Here is a 15,996-nt window from a genome sequence, read left to right on the forward strand (position 1 = left end):
TCCTGCAACGTTAGAGATTGGCGAAAGGAGGGCTCGAAGGATCGCGGCGTTGATCAGCCGGAACCCTCTTCAATTGTGAAGCCGCATCGACAGGCCGAGCGAGGCTGGCAGCGGGTTCCACCAGCCGGTGCGCAGCCCGGCCGTGCGCAGTGCCGCCGCCGTCCAGGTGTTGCAGCCGATCAGCGCGTTGAAATGGCCATTGGCTTCGAAGAAACGATCGAAGCGGGAATAGGCCGCATTCTCGATCGGAATGGCCCCGTTCGGCCCCCGCTGGAAGCTTGCCGCAATGTAATCGAGCAGCGCTGCAAAGCGTTCGTCGCCGATGTCGAAGCCGGCGACGTCGGGATGCGGCTCGGCGATGTCGCCGGAAATGTCGACATGCATCACCGAGGCATCGACGGTCAGCGCCTTCATCACCGGCATCGGCTTCAGCTCCGACCAGGTCGGCGTCTCCAGATAGAAGGCGCGGCCGCCCCAGCCGAAGACGATGTAGCGGACCTCCGCCATGTCGGCAGGAATGCCGGCATCGACCAGGAAATGGAAGCGCCGGCGCATATCGTCGTCGACCGGAATGGCGATGTCGGTGTGGATCGGATTTTGCAGCACCAAGATGCGGTGGCTTGCGCCGATCGGATCGGCAACTGCCGCCGGCCAGAGCGGGCGCGGCAGCAGCGTGCCCAGCGCTGCGGCAAGCACTGTTGCAACGACCAGCAGGCCAAGAAAACGGGCAAGCTTCTTCATGGGAAAGGCTTAGAGCAAGCCATGCTCAAGGTGAAGCGTCTCTGGAGTTGCACGGCTGACAAAGCGCTTGACGCGTATCCTCCCCGGGAGGATATGCTCAAGCATGTCAGATCACCTCCACGCCTCGCATCCTTCCATCATAAAGCGCCTGAAGCGCGCGCAAGGTCACCTTGCGGCTGTGCTGGCCATGATCGAGGCGCATCGCCCTTGCGTTGATCTGGCGCAGCAGCTTCATGCCGTCGAAAGGGCCATCAGCAGCGCCAAGCGCGAGCTGATCAACGATCACATCGAGCATTGCTTCACGGACAGCGTGGAAACCGGCGGCAACTCGCTGGCGGAACTCAAGCAGCTGGCGAAGTATCTATGAATGCCATCGTAGCCCGCATTCTGGACTGGCTCGGGTTCGGCTCGCACGCCGCACATCATCACGGCGATCACGGTTCGCACGGTCACACCCACGGCGTCATCGATGCGACAATTGCTACCACCGACCGGGGCATCTGGGCAATCAAATGGTCGTTCGTAATCCTGGCCATCACCGCGGCGTTGCAGATGGTCGTGGTTGTGCTGTCGGGGAGCGTGGCATTGCTGGCCGACACGATCCATAACATCGGCGATGCGACAACGGCGATCCCGCTATGGATTGCGTTCGTGCTGGCGCGGCGCAAGCCGTCGCGGACCTTTACCTATGGCTTGGGCCGGGTCGAGGATCTGGCCGGCATCATCATCGTGCTCATCATCCTGTTCAGCGCTGTTGTCGCCGCCTACCAAGCCATCGACAGGCTGATCAATCCACAAGTAGTGACACACCTCGGCTGGCTGACGGCGGCGGGCATTGTCGGCTTCCTCGGCAACGAGGCGGTTGCCGTGTTCCGTATCCGCGTCGGCCGCGAAATCAACAGCGCGGCACTCATTGCCGACGGCTACCACGCCCGCACCGACGGACTTACCAGCCTTGCCGTGGTCATCGGAGCCATCGGCGTCTGGCTCGGCTTTTCCTTGGCCGACCCGATCGTCGGCCTGCTGATCACGATTGCGATCTTCGGTATCGTGTGGCAATCGGCCCGTTCGGTGCTGACCCGCATGCTGGACGGAATCGAACCCGGTGTGATGGATGAAATCCGACATGCCGCCGAGCATGTTGCGGGCGCACGCATTGTCGATGCTAAGGCGCGCTGGGTCGGTCATAGATTGCACGCCGAATCGCAATTGCCGCGGACGAAACCTTACCGCTGTCGGCGGCGAACAAGATCGCGGCAGCGCTGAAAGACGAACTGTCCCAGCATATGCCAGCCCTGGCTGAGGCGAATGTCCGGTTTTCAACGGAACGTGGAGAGAACGACCATCCGCACCCTCACGAGCACACGCATGACCACGGCCACATGCACTGACGCTCGCCGATTTTCTGCTAGTCTCGTCCGATGTTCCAGACGCTCGTCGAATTTCAGCGCACGATCTATCTGACGCTCGGCGAGCAGATCAAGCTGCTTGCGGCCGGAGGCAATTGGCTGGCATTCATGGCCTTCCTGCCGATGGGCGTCGTGTTCGGGGCTGCCCATGCGCTGACGCCGGGTCATAGCAAGGCGGTCCTGGCGACCTATCTTGCCGGTTCGGATGCGAAGGTCTCGCGCGGCCTGCTCGTGTCTATCACGCTATCGTTCACGCATGTGACGATTGCCGTTCTGATTGCGGCTCTCTCGCTGCCACTGGTCTCCATAGCATTGGGCAGCGTTGGCCGCGCTCCGCTCCTGGAGCATATCAGTCGTGGGCTGCTCGGCCTCATTGGCGTCTGGATGCTCTGGCGCGCTTTGAGCCACAGCCATCACCACAGGCACGAAGGCGAGGCTGTCGGCGTGATGGCAGGCCTGATCCCCTGCCCGCTGACGCTTTTCGCGATGACTTTCGCGATCTCCAGGGGTGTTCCGGCAGCGGGCGTCCTGTTTGCCATCACCATGATGGTCGGCGTGGCGCTGACGCTGTCCTGCGTCGCGGTATTGTCGATCGTGTTTCGGGAACGGCTTGTACAGTTTTTCGCGCGCCAGCCACGGCTGTTCGAAACCATCTCCCGGGCCATCGAGGGCGCTGCCGGTCTCGCCCTTGCCGGCGTCGCTGTCTGGCAGATCACATCAGCTTAAGAGAAAACATGGTTTCAGCCACTGCATGGCGTCCGGGCCGGTGCAGCAGTTGGAACGAGCCAAGCCGACGCCGGTCATGTCACATCGATCACGACCATCAGCCCGCCGCCGCCCTTCTCCTCGACATTGTTGTTCGTGGTGTGATGCGGGATGTGGCAATGGATCAGCCATTTGCCCGGACGCTGTGCCTTCCAGATCACGTCATAGCGCTGACCTGGCCCGACGTTGACTGTATCGGCAAGGAAACGACCCGAGGCAGGGATCGTCTCGCCGTCGCGGGCAACGACCTCGAACGGTCCGCCATGGATGTGCATCGGATGGATGAAGCCGTTGTTGGTGCCGATGAACCGCACCTTGAGCGTCTCGCCGACCTTCATCGGAATCGTCTCGGTCGAGGGATAGGCCTTGCCGTTGATGGTGAAGAAATTCGGCATGCCGCCGTCCATCGGCATCGACGGGTAGGTCAGCCCTTCCCGCACCAGCCATTCCTGAAGCTCGATGACGTAATCATGGTCGGCCGCGACCTCATCGGCGGGATTGGCGGGATCGATGATCAGCGCACCGTAGAGGCCGAGCGCCTGGGTCCGGTCCGGCTTGGCATGGGGGTGATAGAAATAGGTTCCGTGCTGGGTTGCGGTGAATTCGTATGAATAGGATTGGCCGGGCTCGATCGGCGCCTGCGTGATCTCGGCTGGCCCATCCATCTGGTTCGGCAGGATCAGGCCATGCCAATGCACCGTCGTTTCCTCAGGCAGGCCGTTGACGACGTTGATCCTGACCCGATCGCCCTGGCGAATGTGAATTCGCGGACCGGGAATCTGGCCATTATAGGCATAGGCGTCGACCGCAACGTCCGGCAGGATCTGCCAGCGGACCACCGAAGGCCTGAGCTCGAACACCTTGATGCCGTTTTCCATTCGAAAAGGCAGGTCCTGGTCACCCTTTGCCGTCAGATCATAAGAGGCGGCCACAAGGCGAGGATCGGTGGCGGCCATGTCGCGCATCGCGTCGGCCGGCGTGTCGCGGTCCATGATCATGCCTTGCGGCATGATCACCCCGCCGACGTCGCGCGCCGACAGCGTCAGGTTCAGCCAATTCGCCGGCGCGATCATGCCGATGGCGAGGGCCAGCAGGGAGACCATGCTGAGGGCGGCGACTTGCGGGGTCGTGGCATCCGTCTCCATGTGATGACCGGCGCCGCCTTTGCCTTTGTGGGAAGCCATATCGTGGTGCTGCCCGTGATGGCCGCTGGCGTCGGCCTGCTGCATTTGCATCTGCGCGTGTTGCCCTTGGTGGGGCTGCTCTCGACCGTCGGTGCCGGCCGCCTGTTGGCGCTGTGTCATCAGCCCATGTTTCAAGCCGCGGGCGACCAGCCAGACATTGGCCGGGTAGGCAAGCGCAAAGCCGGCGATGACGCCGATCGACATCACGCCCCAGAACAAAAGCTCCGTCGGTTCCATCGCGCGCATGTCGCGGCCCATCATCAGAAAACTCATGACCGGCGCCATGCCGGCCATCATGAAGTTCATGGAGATGAACTCGGGCAGAAAGCTCTTGCGCACATTCTCCCAATAGGTGCCGCCCATCATCGATTTCATGAACAGCGACTGGAAGATGAACAGGCCGAAGGCAAAGCCGGCGAGATATTCGACGATCAGGTCGATCCACATCGGCAGGCCGAGCGCCGCCGTGACGGCGGCGGCAAGAATGATGCCGGTGGCATCGCCGGCGACGCAGTGGATGGTGGAGCCGACGCCCTGCTTCCAGAGCGGCCGGGTAAAGAGTTCATGCTCGCCCGGCCGGGGCTCCTTGTCGGCTAGCACGTAGAGCAGCAAGCCGAGCGGACCCATATAGAGGGTAACCAGGATGAATCCCCATTTCATCACCACCGGCTCGGGATTGTTGCGATATTGATCGAAGCCGACATAAAGCGTCGAAGCCAGCGCCAGTGCGAACCAGACGACGAGAAAATAATCGATCGGTTGGATGAGCATCGGGATGAACCTTGACCTGCCGCCGCACGCGCCAACGCGGCTCGTTATACAACTCCCAATGGCAATGAACGCAGCCGGCGCGCTTATGATCCGTGCCGGCCTTAGCTACCAGGTTGCAAGGTGACCACTCGAGCGGCCTGAAGCACGCTTGCTATCTTCTCGCGCCGCGCACGGTCAGCGCTCGTCGAATACGCGTAAGGCCCTGAGCAACGCAGCGAGCCCGGTCCGCCGGTCTTGTTCCGAACCGGCGTACAGGATCAGTGCAGGATCTGCGACAGGAACAGTTTCGTGCGTTCGTGGCGCGGGTGGTCGAAGAACTCGGCCGGCGTGTTCTGCTCGACGATCTGGCCTTGGTCCATGAAGATCACCCGGTTGGCGACTTTGCGCGCAAAGCCCATTTCATGGGTGACGCAGAGCATGGTCATGCCTTCCTCGGCCAGCCCGACCATCGTCTCCAGCACTTCCTTGATCATTTCCGGGTCGAGCGCCGAGGTCGGCTCGTCGAACAGCATGATACGCGGGTTCATGCACAGCGAGCGGGCGATCGCCACGCGCTGTTGCTGGCCGCCGGAAAGCTGGCCGGGATATTTGTTGGCCTGTTCCGGGATCTTGACGCGCGTGAGGAAATGCATGGCGATTTCCTCGGCCTGCTTCCGCGGCATCTTGCGCACCCAGATCGGCGCCAGCGTGCAATTCTCGAGGATGGTCAGATGCGGAAACAGGTTGAAGTGCTGGAACACCATGCCGACTTCGCGGCGCACCTCGTCGATCTTCTTCAGATCGTTGGTCAGTTCCTTGCCGTCGACTATGATCTTGCCCTTCTGGTGTTCCTCCAGCCGGTTGATGCAGCGGATCATCGTCGATTTGCCGGAGCCCGACGGGCCGCAGATGACGATCCGCTCGCCGCGCATCACCTTTAGATTGATGTCCTTCAGGACATGGAATTCGCCGTACCATTTGTGCATGGCGATGATGTCGATGGCGACATCGGTGGTGGAAATATGCATCTTGGCGGCATTGACCTTGATCTCTTCCGCGCTGACGGCGTTTTCTATGACCATGACAAGGTCCCCTTTTTAGCGTTTGTGGCCGGTGTCGAGACGGCGTTCCGTGTACATTGAATAGCGCGACATGCCGAAGCAGAACAGCCAGAAGATGAAGGCCGCGAACACCAGGCCGGACCTGGCCGTCTGCGGCGTTGCCCAGCTGGCGTCGGAGAAGTTCTGCTTGACGATGCCGAGGAGGTCGAACATCGAGATGACGATGACCAGGCTGGTGTCCTTGAACATGCCGATGAAGGTGTTGACGATGCCGGGAATGACCAGCTTCAGCGCCTGCGGCATGACGACCAGACCCATCTTCTGCCAGTAGCTGAGGCCGAGCGAATCGGCGCCCTCATACTGGCCTTTGGGGATCGCCTGCAGGCCGCCGCGCACCACTTCGGCCATGTAGGCGGCGGCAAACAGCGACACGCCGATCAGCGCGCGCAGGAACTTGTCGAAGCTGACGCCGGCCGGCAGGAACAGCGGTAGCATCACGCTGGCAAAGAACAGCACCGTAATCAGCGGGATGCCGCGTACCGTCTCGATGAAGATCACGCACAGCAGCTTGACGATCGGCATGTTCGAGCGCCGGCCGAGCGCCAGCACGATGCCGACCGGCAGCGACACAGCGATGCCCACGAAGGACAGGCTGAGTGTCACCAGCAGTCCACCCCAAAGCGGGGTTTCGACATAGGGCAGGCCGAACATGCCGCCGAGCAGCAGAACGAAGGCGACGACCGGCAGCGCAAAAAAGAGAAGAATGGCATTCAGCCCCTTGCGCGGTACGCGCGGAATGAGCAGCGGCACCAGCAGCGCCACGAACAGGATGGCGACCAGGATCGGGCGCCAACGCTCTTCCAGGGGATAGCGGCCGAACATGAACTGGCCGAACTTGGCGTTGACGAAGGCCCAGCAGGCGCCGGTCCAGCCGTCCGGCTGGATGCCGCCCTGCGCCACGGTGGCGCAGACCGTGCGGTCCGGTCCCGTCCACTGGGCGTTGATGAAAGCCCAATTGACGATCTGCGGCAGGATCATGGCAACCAGCACGATGCCGATGATGGTCAGGATGGTGTCGCCGGTCGACGCGATCAGATTCTTGCGGACCCAGGCGCCGAGGCCGCGCTCGCTCGACGGCGCCGCCTGCGCCAGCGCCATCTCCGTCCGCACCCAGGACATATCGTGCTCTTGCATGGCCTTATCTCTCCACCAGCGCCATCCTGGCGTTCACCACGTTCATGACCGCCGACGTGATCAGGCTGAGCGCCAGGTACACCGCCATCATGATCACCACGCCTTCGACTGCCTGCCCGGTCTGGTTCAAGACCGTGCCAGCCGTCGCCGTCAGGTCCGGATAGCCGATGGCGATGGCGAGCGAGGAATTCTTGGTCAGGTTGAGGTACTGGCTGGTCAGCGGCGGAATAACGATGCGCATCGCCTGCGGCACGACGACAAGTCTGAGGATCGATCCCGAACGCAGCCCGAGTGCAGCGGCCGCCTCGGTCTGGCCTGCGCTGACGCCCCTGATGCCGGCGCGCACGATCTCGGCGATAAAGGCGGCCGTATAGCAGGACAACGCCAGATAGAGTGACAGGAACTCGGGCCTGACCTGAAAGCCACCGACGAGATTGAAGGTCGACTGCTTTGGAAATTCAAAGCTCAGCGGAAAGCCGCTCAGCGCGTAGGCCAGCAGCGGCAGGCCGACGATCAACGCTATGGATGTCCAGAACACCGGGAATGGCTGCCCCGTCGCCATCTGCCGCTGTCGCGCCTTGCGGGCGACGAACCAGGCCATGGCGATGCCGAGGAGCAGTGCGACCAGGATCAGCCAGGATCCCTCGCCCCACATAGCGCGGGGAAAATAGAAGCCGCGCTGGTTGAGAAAGGAGCCGAACGGCAAATTGATGCTGTCGCGCGGCGGCGGCAGCACGGCGAGCACGCCGGAATACCAGAAGAAGATGACCAGCAGCGGTGGGATGTTGCGGAACACCTCGACATAAACGGTGCAGATCTTCCTGATCAGCCAGTTATGCGACAGCCGGCCTATGCCGACGATGAAACCGATGATGGTGGCGGTGATGATGCCGACGACAGCAACGATCACGGTGTTGATAAAGCCAACCAGGATGGCACGGAAATAGGTCGAATCCGATGAATAAGCGATGGCGCTTTCGCTGATGTCGAAGCCGGCGCGGCCCTTGAGAAAGCCGAAGCCGGAAGCGATGTGCAGCCGCGTCAAATTGGCGATGACGTTGTGGGTGACCCACCAGACACCCGCTACCAGCAGGACGAGGACCAGTGCTTGAAAGAATATGCCGCGGACGCGAGGATCATTGATGAAGGAACCGCGGCTTGGCTCCTCGCGAAGAATTTCCTGCGATGCCATTAAACCACCACCCTTCTGGCGACCATCCCCTGGAAAGAGAAACCGGAAGGCAGGAAGCTGCCTTCCGGATCACATTTCGATCAGCGGATCGGCGGAGCGTATTGCAGGCCACCCTTGGTCCACAACGCGTTGATGCCGCGCGCGATCTTCAGCGGGCTGCCCGAACCGACATTGCGTTCGAACATTTCGCCGTAGTTGCCAACTGCTTTGACGATGTTGACGACCCAGTCGTTGGAGACGCCGAGATCGGTGCCGATCTTGGTGTCGGCTTCCTGGCCGAGCACGCGCTTGATCTCAGGATTGTCCGAGTTCTTCATCTCGTCGACATTAGCCTGGGTGATGCCCAGTTCCTCGGCCTGCAACAGCGCAAAGTAGGTCCACTTGACGATGTGGTACCACTGGTCGTCACCCTGGCGCACGGCCGGGCCGAGCGGTTCCTTGGAGATGATCTCGGGCAGCACGACATGGTCGGCCGGCGCGCTGAGCGTCAGGCGGATGCCGTAGAGACCCGACTGGTCGGTGGTGTAGACGTCGCAGCGGCCGGCGTCATAGGCGGCGTTGACCTCATCCAGCTTTTCGAAGACGACGGGGTTGTATTCCATCTTGTTCGCCTTGAAGTAGTCGGCGAGATTGAGCTCGGTCGTGGTGCCGCTCTGCACGCAGACCGCCGCGCCCGAAAGCTGCAGCGCCGAATTGACGCCCGGCAGTTTCTTGGCGTTGATCATGAAGCCCTGACCGTCATAATAGGTGACGCCGACGAAGTTCAGGCCAAGTGCCGTATCGCGGTTGATGGTCCAGGTGGTGTTGCGCGACAGGATGTCGACCTCGCCCGACTGCAGCGCGGTGAACCGCTCCTTGGCGCTGAGCGGCGTGAATTTGACTTTGGTGCCATCGCCGAAGACGGCGGCCGCCACGGCGCGGCAGAAATCCACATCGATGCCTTTCCATTCACCCTTGTCGTCCGGCGCCGCGAAGCCAGCAAGACCTGTGTTGGTGCCGCACTGGATGAAGCCTTTCGCCTTGACGTCGTCGAGCGTGCTCGCGGATGCGGCCGAAGCCGCGAATCCAAACGCGGCGGCGCCCAAAACGCCGATTGCAATGTGTTTCATGACCCACAGACCCTTTTCTGTTTTTTCCAGGCGAACCTGACTTTTTCCCGTGTGAACGCAGCTTCGTATCCCGGCCCATTACCGGAATCCCGCATCGTAACCGACGCGCTGTCTCCCATTCACGAACAACATCGAAGGCGATTATTCCTGTGAGGTCAAGGGAAATGACCAAATCCGAAAGACTTTGAAAACCAACTGGCTGAAATGCCTGAATCGCAGACAAACGCGCCCGCAAATCGGTCAACGCGCCGATAAAGCCGGCAAAATCCGATCGCGCCTTCCCGACCGCGACTTCCCGACCGCGCCGGGCGCCCTGCGGATCTACGGCGCATTGCTGAATTGGCATATTCAAGACCTTTGCCTGGCGAGTGCGGTGCGGTTGCGCGGCCAATGCCGCCGCACTATGGCTAACGACCTACTCACGGGACGAAATGCAATGGCAAAAGACGGCAGCGAGATGGGCATCAACACGCGGCTCGCCCATTCCGGCAACAACCCGCATGACTATTTCGGCTTCGTCAACCCGCCGGTGGTGCATGCCTCGACCGTGCTTTATCCCAACGCGGCGGCGATGGCTTCACGCAGCCAGAAATACACCTACGGAACGCGGGGCACGCCGACCACCGATGCGCTGAACAGCGCGATCGATGCGCTGGAAGGCTCTGCGGGCACGGTCGCGGTTCCATCGGGCCTGGCGGCGGTGACGCTGCCGCTGCTCGCCTTCCTGTCGGCCGGCGATCATCTGCTGATCGTCGATTCCGTCTATCACCCGACCCGCAATTTCGCCGACACGATGCTGAAGCGGCTGGGCATCGAGGTCGAGTATTACGAACCGCGCATCGGCGCCGGCATCGCGGCGCTGATCAAGCCCAACACCAGGGTGGTGTTCACCGAATCGCCGGCCTCCAACACTTTCGAGGTGCAGGACATACCGGCCATCGCCAAGGCAGCGCATGCCGCCGGCGCCATCGTCATGATGGACAACACATGGGCGACGCCGCTCTACTTCCGCCCGCTCGACCATGGCGTCGACATCTCGATCCATGCGGCGACGAAATACCCGGCCGGCCATTCCGACGTGCTGCTCGGCACGGTCTCGGCCAACGCAGCCTGCTGGAAGCAGCTTTGCGAGACGTTCAACACGATGGGATGCTGCGCCGGGCCGGATGACGTCTACCAGGTGCTGCGCGGCCTGCGCACAATGGGCGTGCGGCTGGAGCACCATCAAAAGAGCGCGCTTGCCCTCGCCGGCTGGCTGGAGGGCCAGCCGGGCGTGGCGCAGGTGCTGCATCCGGGGCTGCCCAGCCATCCCGACCACGTTTTGTGGAAGCGCGATTTTTGCGGATCGAGCGGCATCTTCTCTATCGTCCTTGCAGGCGGCGGACAGAAGCAGCAGCACGCCTTCCTCGACGCGTTGAAGTTTTTTGGCCTCGGCTATTCCTGGGGCGGCTATGAGAGCCTTGCCGTGCCGGTATTCCTGGGCGACCGTACCGTCGCCAAGGGCCCGTATGACGGACCGCTGGTGCGCCTGCAGATCGGGCTCGAGGATGTCGAGGATTTGAAGGCCGACCTGGCGCGCGGGCTGGCGGCGGCCGCAGAGGCCTGAGCCAGCACCTTGCCAGACTGAGTCAGGAATCGGCGTAACAGCCTGGAAACACTGCGATCCTGAGCGGTGTCATGGCGACCGATCAGCCGATGAAGCGGCGTCTACAAAATAGAGACGCCGGCGTGGCGGAAGCGATAGAATAGCTTCTGCCGGCGCTTGATGCGGATCGAGGCTGGCCGGCGGATCGGTCGGGAACCTTTTGTCGGCCGATGCATCCAATATCCCGATGAGAAGCCTATCAGGAGATCGCCAATGCCGGCTGTGTTGACGGCAACGTCCGCCGCTTCCGGCGACATGCAGCTTGTCGGCCGCGCGCTGGCACGCGATGGCGATGCATTCCGCACCATCATCAAGACGCACAACCAGAGGCTCTACCGCATCGCCCGCGGCGTTGTGCGCAACGACAGCGAGGCCGAGGACATCGTCCAGGAGGCCTATGTCAGGGCGTTTGCCCACCTCGAGGCCTTTCGTGGCGATGCCTCGCTCGCCACGTGGCTGTCGCGTATCGTCATCAACGAAGCGCTCGGCCGCTTGCGCAAAAGGCGGCGAATGGTGGCGATACCTGAAAATCCGCAAGCCGAAATCATCCGGTTTCCCCTCAACCCGAGCGACGATCCGGAGCGGACGATGGCGCAACGGCAGATCCTTGAGCTTGTCGAACGGGCAACCGACAGTCTTCCCGATGTCTACCGGCTGGTGTTCGTGGCGCGAGTCATCGAGGGGCTGAGCATCGAGGAGACCGGCGAACTGCTTGGCGTGCGACCAGAAACCATCAAGACCCGGCTGCACCGCGCTCGTGCGCTGGTGCGCAAGGCGCTGGACGACCAGATCGGCCCGGTGCTGCTCGACGCGTTTCCGTTCGCGGGCCGGCGCTGTGAACGGCTGACCAATGCCGTGATGCAGCGGCTTGGTCTTTCCGGATAGGTCGCGTCGATTTTCGCGGGAACGTTTTCCGGCGACCTGCATCCAATGAGCATCACTGAAAACGAAGCCCGATGCAGCTCGGCGTCGGGGCGAAGGAGAGCATCATGTTTATTCGATCGACCACGGCACTGGCCGCATTTTTCCTGCTTAGCGCAGCGCCCTTGTCGCAAGCTGCCGACAAGCCGACCGATCCGCAGATCGCACATATCGCCTACACAGCGGGCGTGCTTGACGTCGAGGCGGCCAAGCAGGCGCTGCAGAAATCGAAAAACAAAGAGGTCGTAGATTTCGCCAAGGACATGGTGCGGGATCACGAGGCCGTCAACAAACAGGCTCTCGACCTGGTCAAGAAGCTCAAGGTCACGCCTGAGGACAATCCGACCAGCAAAGCGCTGACCAAGGCGGCGGCCGAGGAACGTGCCAAGCTTGCCAAGCTCAAGGGCGCGGCGTTCGACAAGGCCTATGTCGCCAGCGAGGTGGCCTACCACAAGCAGGTCAATGGCGCGCTCGAAACTCTGCTGATCCCGTCGGCCGGCAATGCCGAGCTGAAGAGCCTGCTGGAAACCGGCCTGAAAATATTCCAGGGCCACGAACAGCACGCCGAACACGTCGCCGGTATGCTGAAGTGAGGATCGGGCCAATGGTGTCGAGGCGGCATCTGTGGGTTGCGCTGGCGCTGACCATCGGCGCCGCACCTGCCAAGGCCGAAACCATTGAGGTGACGATCGACAAGGTTGTGTTTTCGCCCGGAAACATCGAGGCGAAGGTCGGCGACACGATCAAGTGGGTGAACAAGGACGTGTTCGCCCACACGGCAACCGTCAACGGCGGCTGGGAAGTGATGATCCCGCCGAAGCAGGCAGCAAGCCTGATGGTGAAGAAGGCCGAATCGGTCGATTATTTCTGCCGCTTCCATCCCAATATGAAGGGCCATGTGACGGTGACATCGCCCTGACTGGCTAATGCCTGTCGCGCAAAAGTGTGCAGCGGTTTTGCGATAACGACATGCATAAAACAAGAGCCTAAAGCGCGTCGCATGAGGCCGGTCGAACGCGACGTGCTTTTAGGCCGCCAGCCATGCCGTCCCGACAAGAAGCGTGACCAGCGTCAATGGCAGGCCAACCTTGAAGAAGGCGATGAAGCCCAGCGGCTTGCCGGAGACCCGCGCGTGCTCGGCAACGATCAGATTGGCGACCGAGCCGAGCAGCGTGAAATTGCCGGCCAGGGTCGAGCTCATGGCGACGACCAGCCAGGCACGCTCTGGATTCTCCAGGCCGGGTATGAACGGCCGCAGCGCCAGCACGGCCGGAACGTTGCTCATGATGTTGGACAGCACTGCGGTGAAGCCGGACAGCCGCCAGACATCATTCAGCCCAAGGTCCTTTGCCGAAGCGACGATGTCGGGCGTCAGCAATGTCTTTTCGGCACCGGCGACGACGATGAACAGCCCGGCGAACATGAACAGCAGCGGCCCGTCGATCTCGCGATAGATGCGCTCAGGCTTGATGGCGCGGGTCAGCAACAGAATCGCACCGCCAATCAGCGCCGCCTTGGCTACGGGAACGCCGGCAAAGAAAGCGACCGCCAAACCGATACAGACGACCACCGCCTTGAGCACCTGCCCCGGCAGCATGCGGCCGCGATAGACTTCGGGGCTGAGCTCGGCCTTGCGCGAAAATTCGGCGCGGTAGACGATGCGGATGATGACGATGACGGCGAAGAGGCCGAACGCCGCGACCGGTGCAAGTGCCGCCGAGAAGGCCGGATAGGAAATCCCCGACAGGGCGCCGATGACCATGTTCTGCGGATTGCCGGTGATGGTGGCGACACTGCCGCAATTCGAGGCCGTGGCGGTGGCGATCAGATAGGGAACCGGGTTGCGGTTGATGACGCGGGTGACATGGACGACGATCGGCGCCATGACCAGGCAGATGGCGTCGTTGACCAGGAATGCCGACAGGACGCCGGTCAACAGCGTCACCATCACCAGCAGCATGAATGGCGCATGCGCATGCTCAATGGCGAACCCGCCGAGCGCGCGAAAAGCGCCGGACACTTTCAGATGCGCCACGACGATCATCATGCCGAGCAAAAGCGTGATGGTGTCGAAGCTGATGGCGCGGTAGGCGTCCTCCATGCTGAGCGCGCCGATGGCGATCATCGCCGCACCGCCGAGCAGCGCGATGCCTGCCCGGTCGAGGCGTAGCCCTGGTATCGTGCCGATGGCGACGCCGGCATAGGTCAGGACCAGGATCAGCAATGCCGCCGCGCCCATCGCTGTCATGTGTTGGAAATCCTGTTCGCGACTGGCGAGTGAACCTGTCCGGAATGGACGCTGAAATATTGGCGATCCCGACAGGATTCGAACCTGTGACCATCGGCTTAGAAGGCCGGTGCTCTATCCAGCTGAGCTACGGGACCGCTGGCCGGCCGCATGACCGGCTGATTGTTGGCGCCGGCAGGGCCGGTATGAGATCAATGCGTCCAGGGCGTCCTGCGGTCATAGCGGAAATTCTCCGCATAGGAAATCTGGCGGCGTTTGATTTCCTTCGGCTCCTCGACGCGGAAAGACAGCCCTTCCTTCTCGGCATAGGCGACCGCCTCTTCCCTGGTGTCGAAGGTCAGCCTGATCTGGCTTCGCATGTCGCCGGACGTGGTGTAGCCCATCAGCGGATCGATCTTCTTGCGCTGCTCCGGATCGAATTCCAGCACCCAGTAGCCGGTCTTGGCCTTGCCGGACTGCATCGCGGTTTTGGCTGGGCTGAAAATGCGGGCTGACATGACCACCTCATTGCTGGTTGCAAGCACATGACCCGAGACCAGATTACTGTTCTCTGGCCATGCACTAGCTCGTCATTACTGCGCAATGCCGCCGGCAGCAAGGCCGATGGCTTTTTAGCTTGCTTTGGCGGGCCGAAATCACTAGGCAACAGACCGTTCGGAGTGTAGCGCAGCCTGGTAGCGCATCTGGTTTGGGACCAGAGGGTCGGGAGTTCGAATCTCTCCACTCCGACCATTCATCAAGCAAATCTCGTCGGCAGGGCAAGCGGATCACGCTCGAGCGTGTCTCCTGTCGCCGGTCATGCTTAAGCGACGGACGGACAGCACGAGCCTGCGCTGCCCGTCCGATATGCGAGCCGTCAGCCCTGGATGAAGGCCAGCAGATCCGGATTGATGATCTCCGGATGGGTGGTGCACATGCCGTGCGGCAGGCCCTTGTAGACCTTGAGCGTGCCATGCTTCACCAGCTTGGCCGCAAGCAGCGCGGAATCGGCGATCGGCACGATCTGGTCGTCGTCGCCATGCATGATCAGGACGGGAACCTCGATCTTTTTGAGGTCGTCGGTGAAATCGGTCTCCGAGAATGCCTTGATGCAGTCGTAATGGGCCTTGGCTCCGCCCATCATGCCCTGGCGCCACCAATTGTCGACGGCGCCTTGCGAGATCTTGGCGCCCTCGCGGTTGAAGCCATAGAACGGGCCGGCCGGCACATCCCTGTAGAACTGGGCGCGGTTAGCGGCCAGAGCCGCGCGAAAGCCGTCGAAGACTTCGATCGGCAAGCCGCCGGGGTTGCTGTCGGTCTTGACCATAATCGGCGGCACGGCGCCAATCAGCACCGCCTTGGCAACACGGCCGCCGCCGCCATAAAGCGCGACGTAACGCGCCACCTCGCCGCCACCTGTCGAGTGGCCGATGTGGATCGCATCCCTGAGATCGAGATGCGCCGCCAGCGCCGCGACGTCGGCAGCGTAGGTATCCATGTCGTTGCCGGTCGCGGTCTGCGACGAGCGGCCGTGCCCGCGGCGGTCATGGGCGATGACGCGGTAGCCCTTTTCGAGGAAGAACAGCATCTGGTTGTCCCAGTCGTCTGAGCTCAGCGGCCAGCCGTGATGGAACACGATCGGCTGGCCCTTGCCCCAATCCTTGTAGAAAATCTCGGTGCCGTCACGGGTGGTGAATGTGCTCATCGTCCTACTCCTTGATGGAAAAGTTGGCGGGTAACAGGGAAGCTTTTAGCCCCCTTCAGCTGGACAAATTATAACGTGCGGTCAGGGTGAGCA

General features: G+C 61.9%; 16 protein-coding genes and 2 tRNA genes. 8 read left to right on the plus strand and 10 right to left on the minus strand.

Annotated features, from left to right (window positions below):
* Positions 1-69: 69 nt before the first annotated feature.
* Entirely contained in the window at positions 70-741 is a 672-nt protein-coding gene (locus tag NKH71_RS22290) for a TIGR02117 family protein (protein ID WP_352481908.1), read from the minus strand.
* Positions 742-844: 103 nt separating this feature from the next.
* Here NKH71_RS22290 and NKH71_RS22295 point away from each other — a divergent pair, with 103 nt between their 5' ends.
* The 3 genes from NKH71_RS22295 (at position 845) to NKH71_RS22305 (ending at position 2,876) form a co-directional block, all read left to right on the plus strand.
* Complete coding sequence (locus tag NKH71_RS22295; RefSeq protein WP_352895337.1) at positions 845-1,108, plus strand: metal-sensing transcriptional repressor; 264 nt, start codon at positions 845-847, stop codon at positions 1,106-1,108.
* The gene (locus NKH71_RS22300) at positions 1,105-2,007 is read left to right on the plus strand and encodes a cation diffusion facilitator family transporter (protein WP_502900410.1); all 903 of its coding nucleotides are present in this window, start codon (positions 1,105-1,107) and stop codon (positions 2,005-2,007) included. The genes NKH71_RS22295 and NKH71_RS22300 overlap by 4 nt, the downstream gene beginning before the upstream one ends.
* Before the next feature lie 155 nt (positions 2,008-2,162).
* Positions 2,163-2,876, plus strand: coding sequence for a HoxN/HupN/NixA family nickel/cobalt transporter (locus tag NKH71_RS22305; RefSeq protein WP_023719744.1), 714 nt, complete (start codon positions 2,163-2,165; stop codon positions 2,874-2,876).
* Between the two features lie 74 nt (positions 2,877-2,950).
* Here NKH71_RS22305 and NKH71_RS22310 read toward each other — a convergent pair whose 3' ends face one another.
* The 5 genes from NKH71_RS22310 to NKH71_RS22330 all read right to left on the minus strand — a co-directional run bounded on the left by NKH71_RS22310 (position 2,951) and on the right by NKH71_RS22330 (position 9,405).
* Positions 2,951-4,870 (minus strand): multicopper oxidase domain-containing protein, encoded by a 1,920-nt coding sequence (locus NKH71_RS22310; protein ID WP_352814888.1) that lies wholly within the window; start codon positions 4,868-4,870, stop codon positions 2,951-2,953.
* Positions 4,871-5,127: 257 nt separating this feature from the next.
* Positions 5,128-5,877: an amino acid ABC transporter ATP-binding protein gene (locus NKH71_RS22315; RefSeq protein ID WP_031194215.1), complete on the minus strand. Its 750-nt coding sequence runs from the start codon at positions 5,875-5,877 to the stop codon at positions 5,128-5,130.
* A gap of 69 nt (positions 5,878-5,946) precedes the next feature.
* A complete protein-coding gene (locus tag NKH71_RS22320) occupies positions 5,947-7,104 on the minus strand; it encodes an amino acid ABC transporter permease (protein ID WP_023719747.1) in 1,158 nt (385 codons plus the stop codon).
* 4 nt (positions 7,105-7,108) lie between these two features.
* A complete protein-coding gene (locus NKH71_RS22325; RefSeq protein WP_023719748.1) occupies positions 7,109-8,296 on the minus strand; it encodes an amino acid ABC transporter permease in 1,188 nt (395 codons plus the stop codon).
* Between the two features lie 80 nt (positions 8,297-8,376).
* Complete coding sequence (locus tag NKH71_RS22330) at positions 8,377-9,405, minus strand: amino acid ABC transporter substrate-binding protein (RefSeq protein ID WP_023719749.1); 1,029 nt, start codon at positions 9,403-9,405, stop codon at positions 8,377-8,379.
* 436 nt (positions 9,406-9,841) lie between these two features.
* Between NKH71_RS22330 and NKH71_RS22335 the strand changes: the two genes are divergently transcribed.
* The 4 genes from NKH71_RS22335 (at position 9,842) to NKH71_RS22350 (ending at position 12,890) form a co-directional block, all read left to right on the plus strand.
* Positions 9,842-11,011: a cystathionine beta-lyase gene (locus tag NKH71_RS22335; protein WP_352481770.1), complete on the plus strand. Its 1,170-nt coding sequence runs from the start codon at positions 9,842-9,844 to the stop codon at positions 11,009-11,011.
* Between the two features lie 252 nt (positions 11,012-11,263).
* On the plus strand, positions 11,264-11,935 hold the full coding sequence (locus NKH71_RS22340) for an RNA polymerase sigma factor (protein ID WP_023719752.1): 672 nt from the start codon (positions 11,264-11,266) through the stop codon (positions 11,933-11,935).
* Between the two features lie 104 nt (positions 11,936-12,039).
* Positions 12,040-12,564 (plus strand): DUF4142 domain-containing protein, encoded by a 525-nt coding sequence (locus tag NKH71_RS22345; RefSeq protein ID WP_023719753.1) that lies wholly within the window; start codon positions 12,040-12,042, stop codon positions 12,562-12,564.
* Between the two features lie 11 nt (positions 12,565-12,575).
* Positions 12,576-12,890, plus strand: coding sequence for a cupredoxin domain-containing protein (locus NKH71_RS22350; RefSeq protein ID WP_352481771.1), 315 nt, complete (start codon positions 12,576-12,578; stop codon positions 12,888-12,890).
* Between the two features lie 108 nt (positions 12,891-12,998).
* Here the strand turns inward: NKH71_RS22350 and NKH71_RS22355 are convergent, their stop codons facing one another.
* From NKH71_RS22355 to NKH71_RS22365, 3 genes are all read right to left on the minus strand, one after another.
* Entirely contained in the window at positions 12,999-14,219 is a 1,221-nt protein-coding gene (locus tag NKH71_RS22355) for an anion transporter (protein WP_352495570.1), read from the minus strand.
* A gap of 60 nt (positions 14,220-14,279) precedes the next feature.
* Positions 14,280-14,356 (minus strand) — tRNA-Arg (locus NKH71_RS22360).
* A gap of 54 nt (positions 14,357-14,410) precedes the next feature.
* Positions 14,411-14,716 (minus strand): ETC complex I subunit, encoded by a 306-nt coding sequence (locus NKH71_RS22365; protein WP_352515784.1) that lies wholly within the window; start codon positions 14,714-14,716, stop codon positions 14,411-14,413.
* A 158-nt stretch (positions 14,717-14,874) separates the two neighbouring features.
* Here NKH71_RS22365 and NKH71_RS22370 point away from each other — a divergent pair.
* Positions 14,875-14,951 (plus strand) — tRNA-Pro (locus NKH71_RS22370).
* 124 nt (positions 14,952-15,075) lie between these two features.
* On the opposite strand, the gene NKH71_RS22375 is transcribed toward NKH71_RS22370, so the two are convergent.
* Positions 15,076-15,903 carry an alpha/beta fold hydrolase gene (locus NKH71_RS22375; protein ID WP_352791276.1) on the minus strand — a complete coding sequence of 276 codons (828 nt, stop codon included), beginning with the start codon at positions 15,901-15,903 and terminating at the stop codon, positions 15,076-15,078.
* Positions 15,904-15,996 lie beyond the last annotated feature (93 nt).

The organism is Mesorhizobium sp. M0983 (assembly GCF_040318975.1).
Lineage (GTDB): Bacteria > Pseudomonadota > Alphaproteobacteria > Rhizobiales > Rhizobiaceae > Mesorhizobium.

What these genes read in the sequence shown, in the direction of transcription:
- NKH71_RS22290 (WP_352481908.1), bottom strand. Translation starts at nt 741, where the DNA reads ATGAAGAAGCTTGCCCGTTTTCTTGGCCTGCTGGTCGTTGCAACAGTG.
- NKH71_RS22295 (WP_352895337.1), top strand. Translation starts at nt 845, where the DNA reads ATGTCAGATCACCTCCACGCCTCGCATCCTTCCATCATAAAGCGCCTG.
- NKH71_RS22300 (WP_502900410.1), top strand. Translation starts at nt 1,105, where the DNA reads ATGAATGCCATCGTAGCCCGCATTCTGGACTGGCTCGGGTTCGGCTCG.
- NKH71_RS22305 (WP_023719744.1), top strand. Translation starts at nt 2,163, where the DNA reads ATGTTCCAGACGCTCGTCGAATTTCAGCGCACGATCTATCTGACGCTC.
- NKH71_RS22310 (WP_352814888.1), bottom strand. Translation starts at nt 4,870, where the DNA reads ATGCTCATCCAACCGATCGATTATTTTCTCGTCGTCTGGTTCGCACTG.
- NKH71_RS22315 (WP_031194215.1), bottom strand. Translation starts at nt 5,877, where the DNA reads ATGCATATTTCCACCACCGATGTCGCCATCGACATCATCGCCATGCAC.
- NKH71_RS22320 (WP_023719747.1), bottom strand. Translation starts at nt 7,104, where the DNA reads ATGCAAGAGCACGATATGTCCTGGGTGCGGACGGAGATGGCGCTGGCG.
- NKH71_RS22325 (WP_023719748.1), bottom strand. Translation starts at nt 8,296, where the DNA reads ATGGCATCGCAGGAAATTCTTCGCGAGGAGCCAAGCCGCGGTTCCTTC.
- NKH71_RS22330 (WP_023719749.1), bottom strand. Translation starts at nt 9,405, where the DNA reads ATGAAACACATTGCAATCGGCGTTTTGGGCGCCGCCGCGTTTGGATTC.
- NKH71_RS22335 (WP_352481770.1), top strand. Translation starts at nt 9,842, where the DNA reads ATGGCAAAAGACGGCAGCGAGATGGGCATCAACACGCGGCTCGCCCAT.
- NKH71_RS22340 (WP_023719752.1), top strand. Translation starts at nt 11,264, where the DNA reads ATGCCGGCTGTGTTGACGGCAACGTCCGCCGCTTCCGGCGACATGCAG.
- NKH71_RS22345 (WP_023719753.1), top strand. Translation starts at nt 12,040, where the DNA reads ATGTTTATTCGATCGACCACGGCACTGGCCGCATTTTTCCTGCTTAGC.
- NKH71_RS22350 (WP_352481771.1), top strand. Translation starts at nt 12,576, where the DNA reads ATGGTGTCGAGGCGGCATCTGTGGGTTGCGCTGGCGCTGACCATCGGC.
- NKH71_RS22355 (WP_352495570.1), bottom strand. Translation starts at nt 14,219, where the DNA reads ATGACAGCGATGGGCGCGGCGGCATTGCTGATCCTGGTCCTGACCTAT.
- NKH71_RS22365 (WP_352515784.1), bottom strand. Translation starts at nt 14,716, where the DNA reads ATGTCAGCCCGCATTTTCAGCCCAGCCAAAACCGCGATGCAGTCCGGC.
- NKH71_RS22375 (WP_352791276.1), bottom strand. Translation starts at nt 15,903, where the DNA reads ATGAGCACATTCACCACCCGTGACGGCACCGAGATTTTCTACAAGGAT.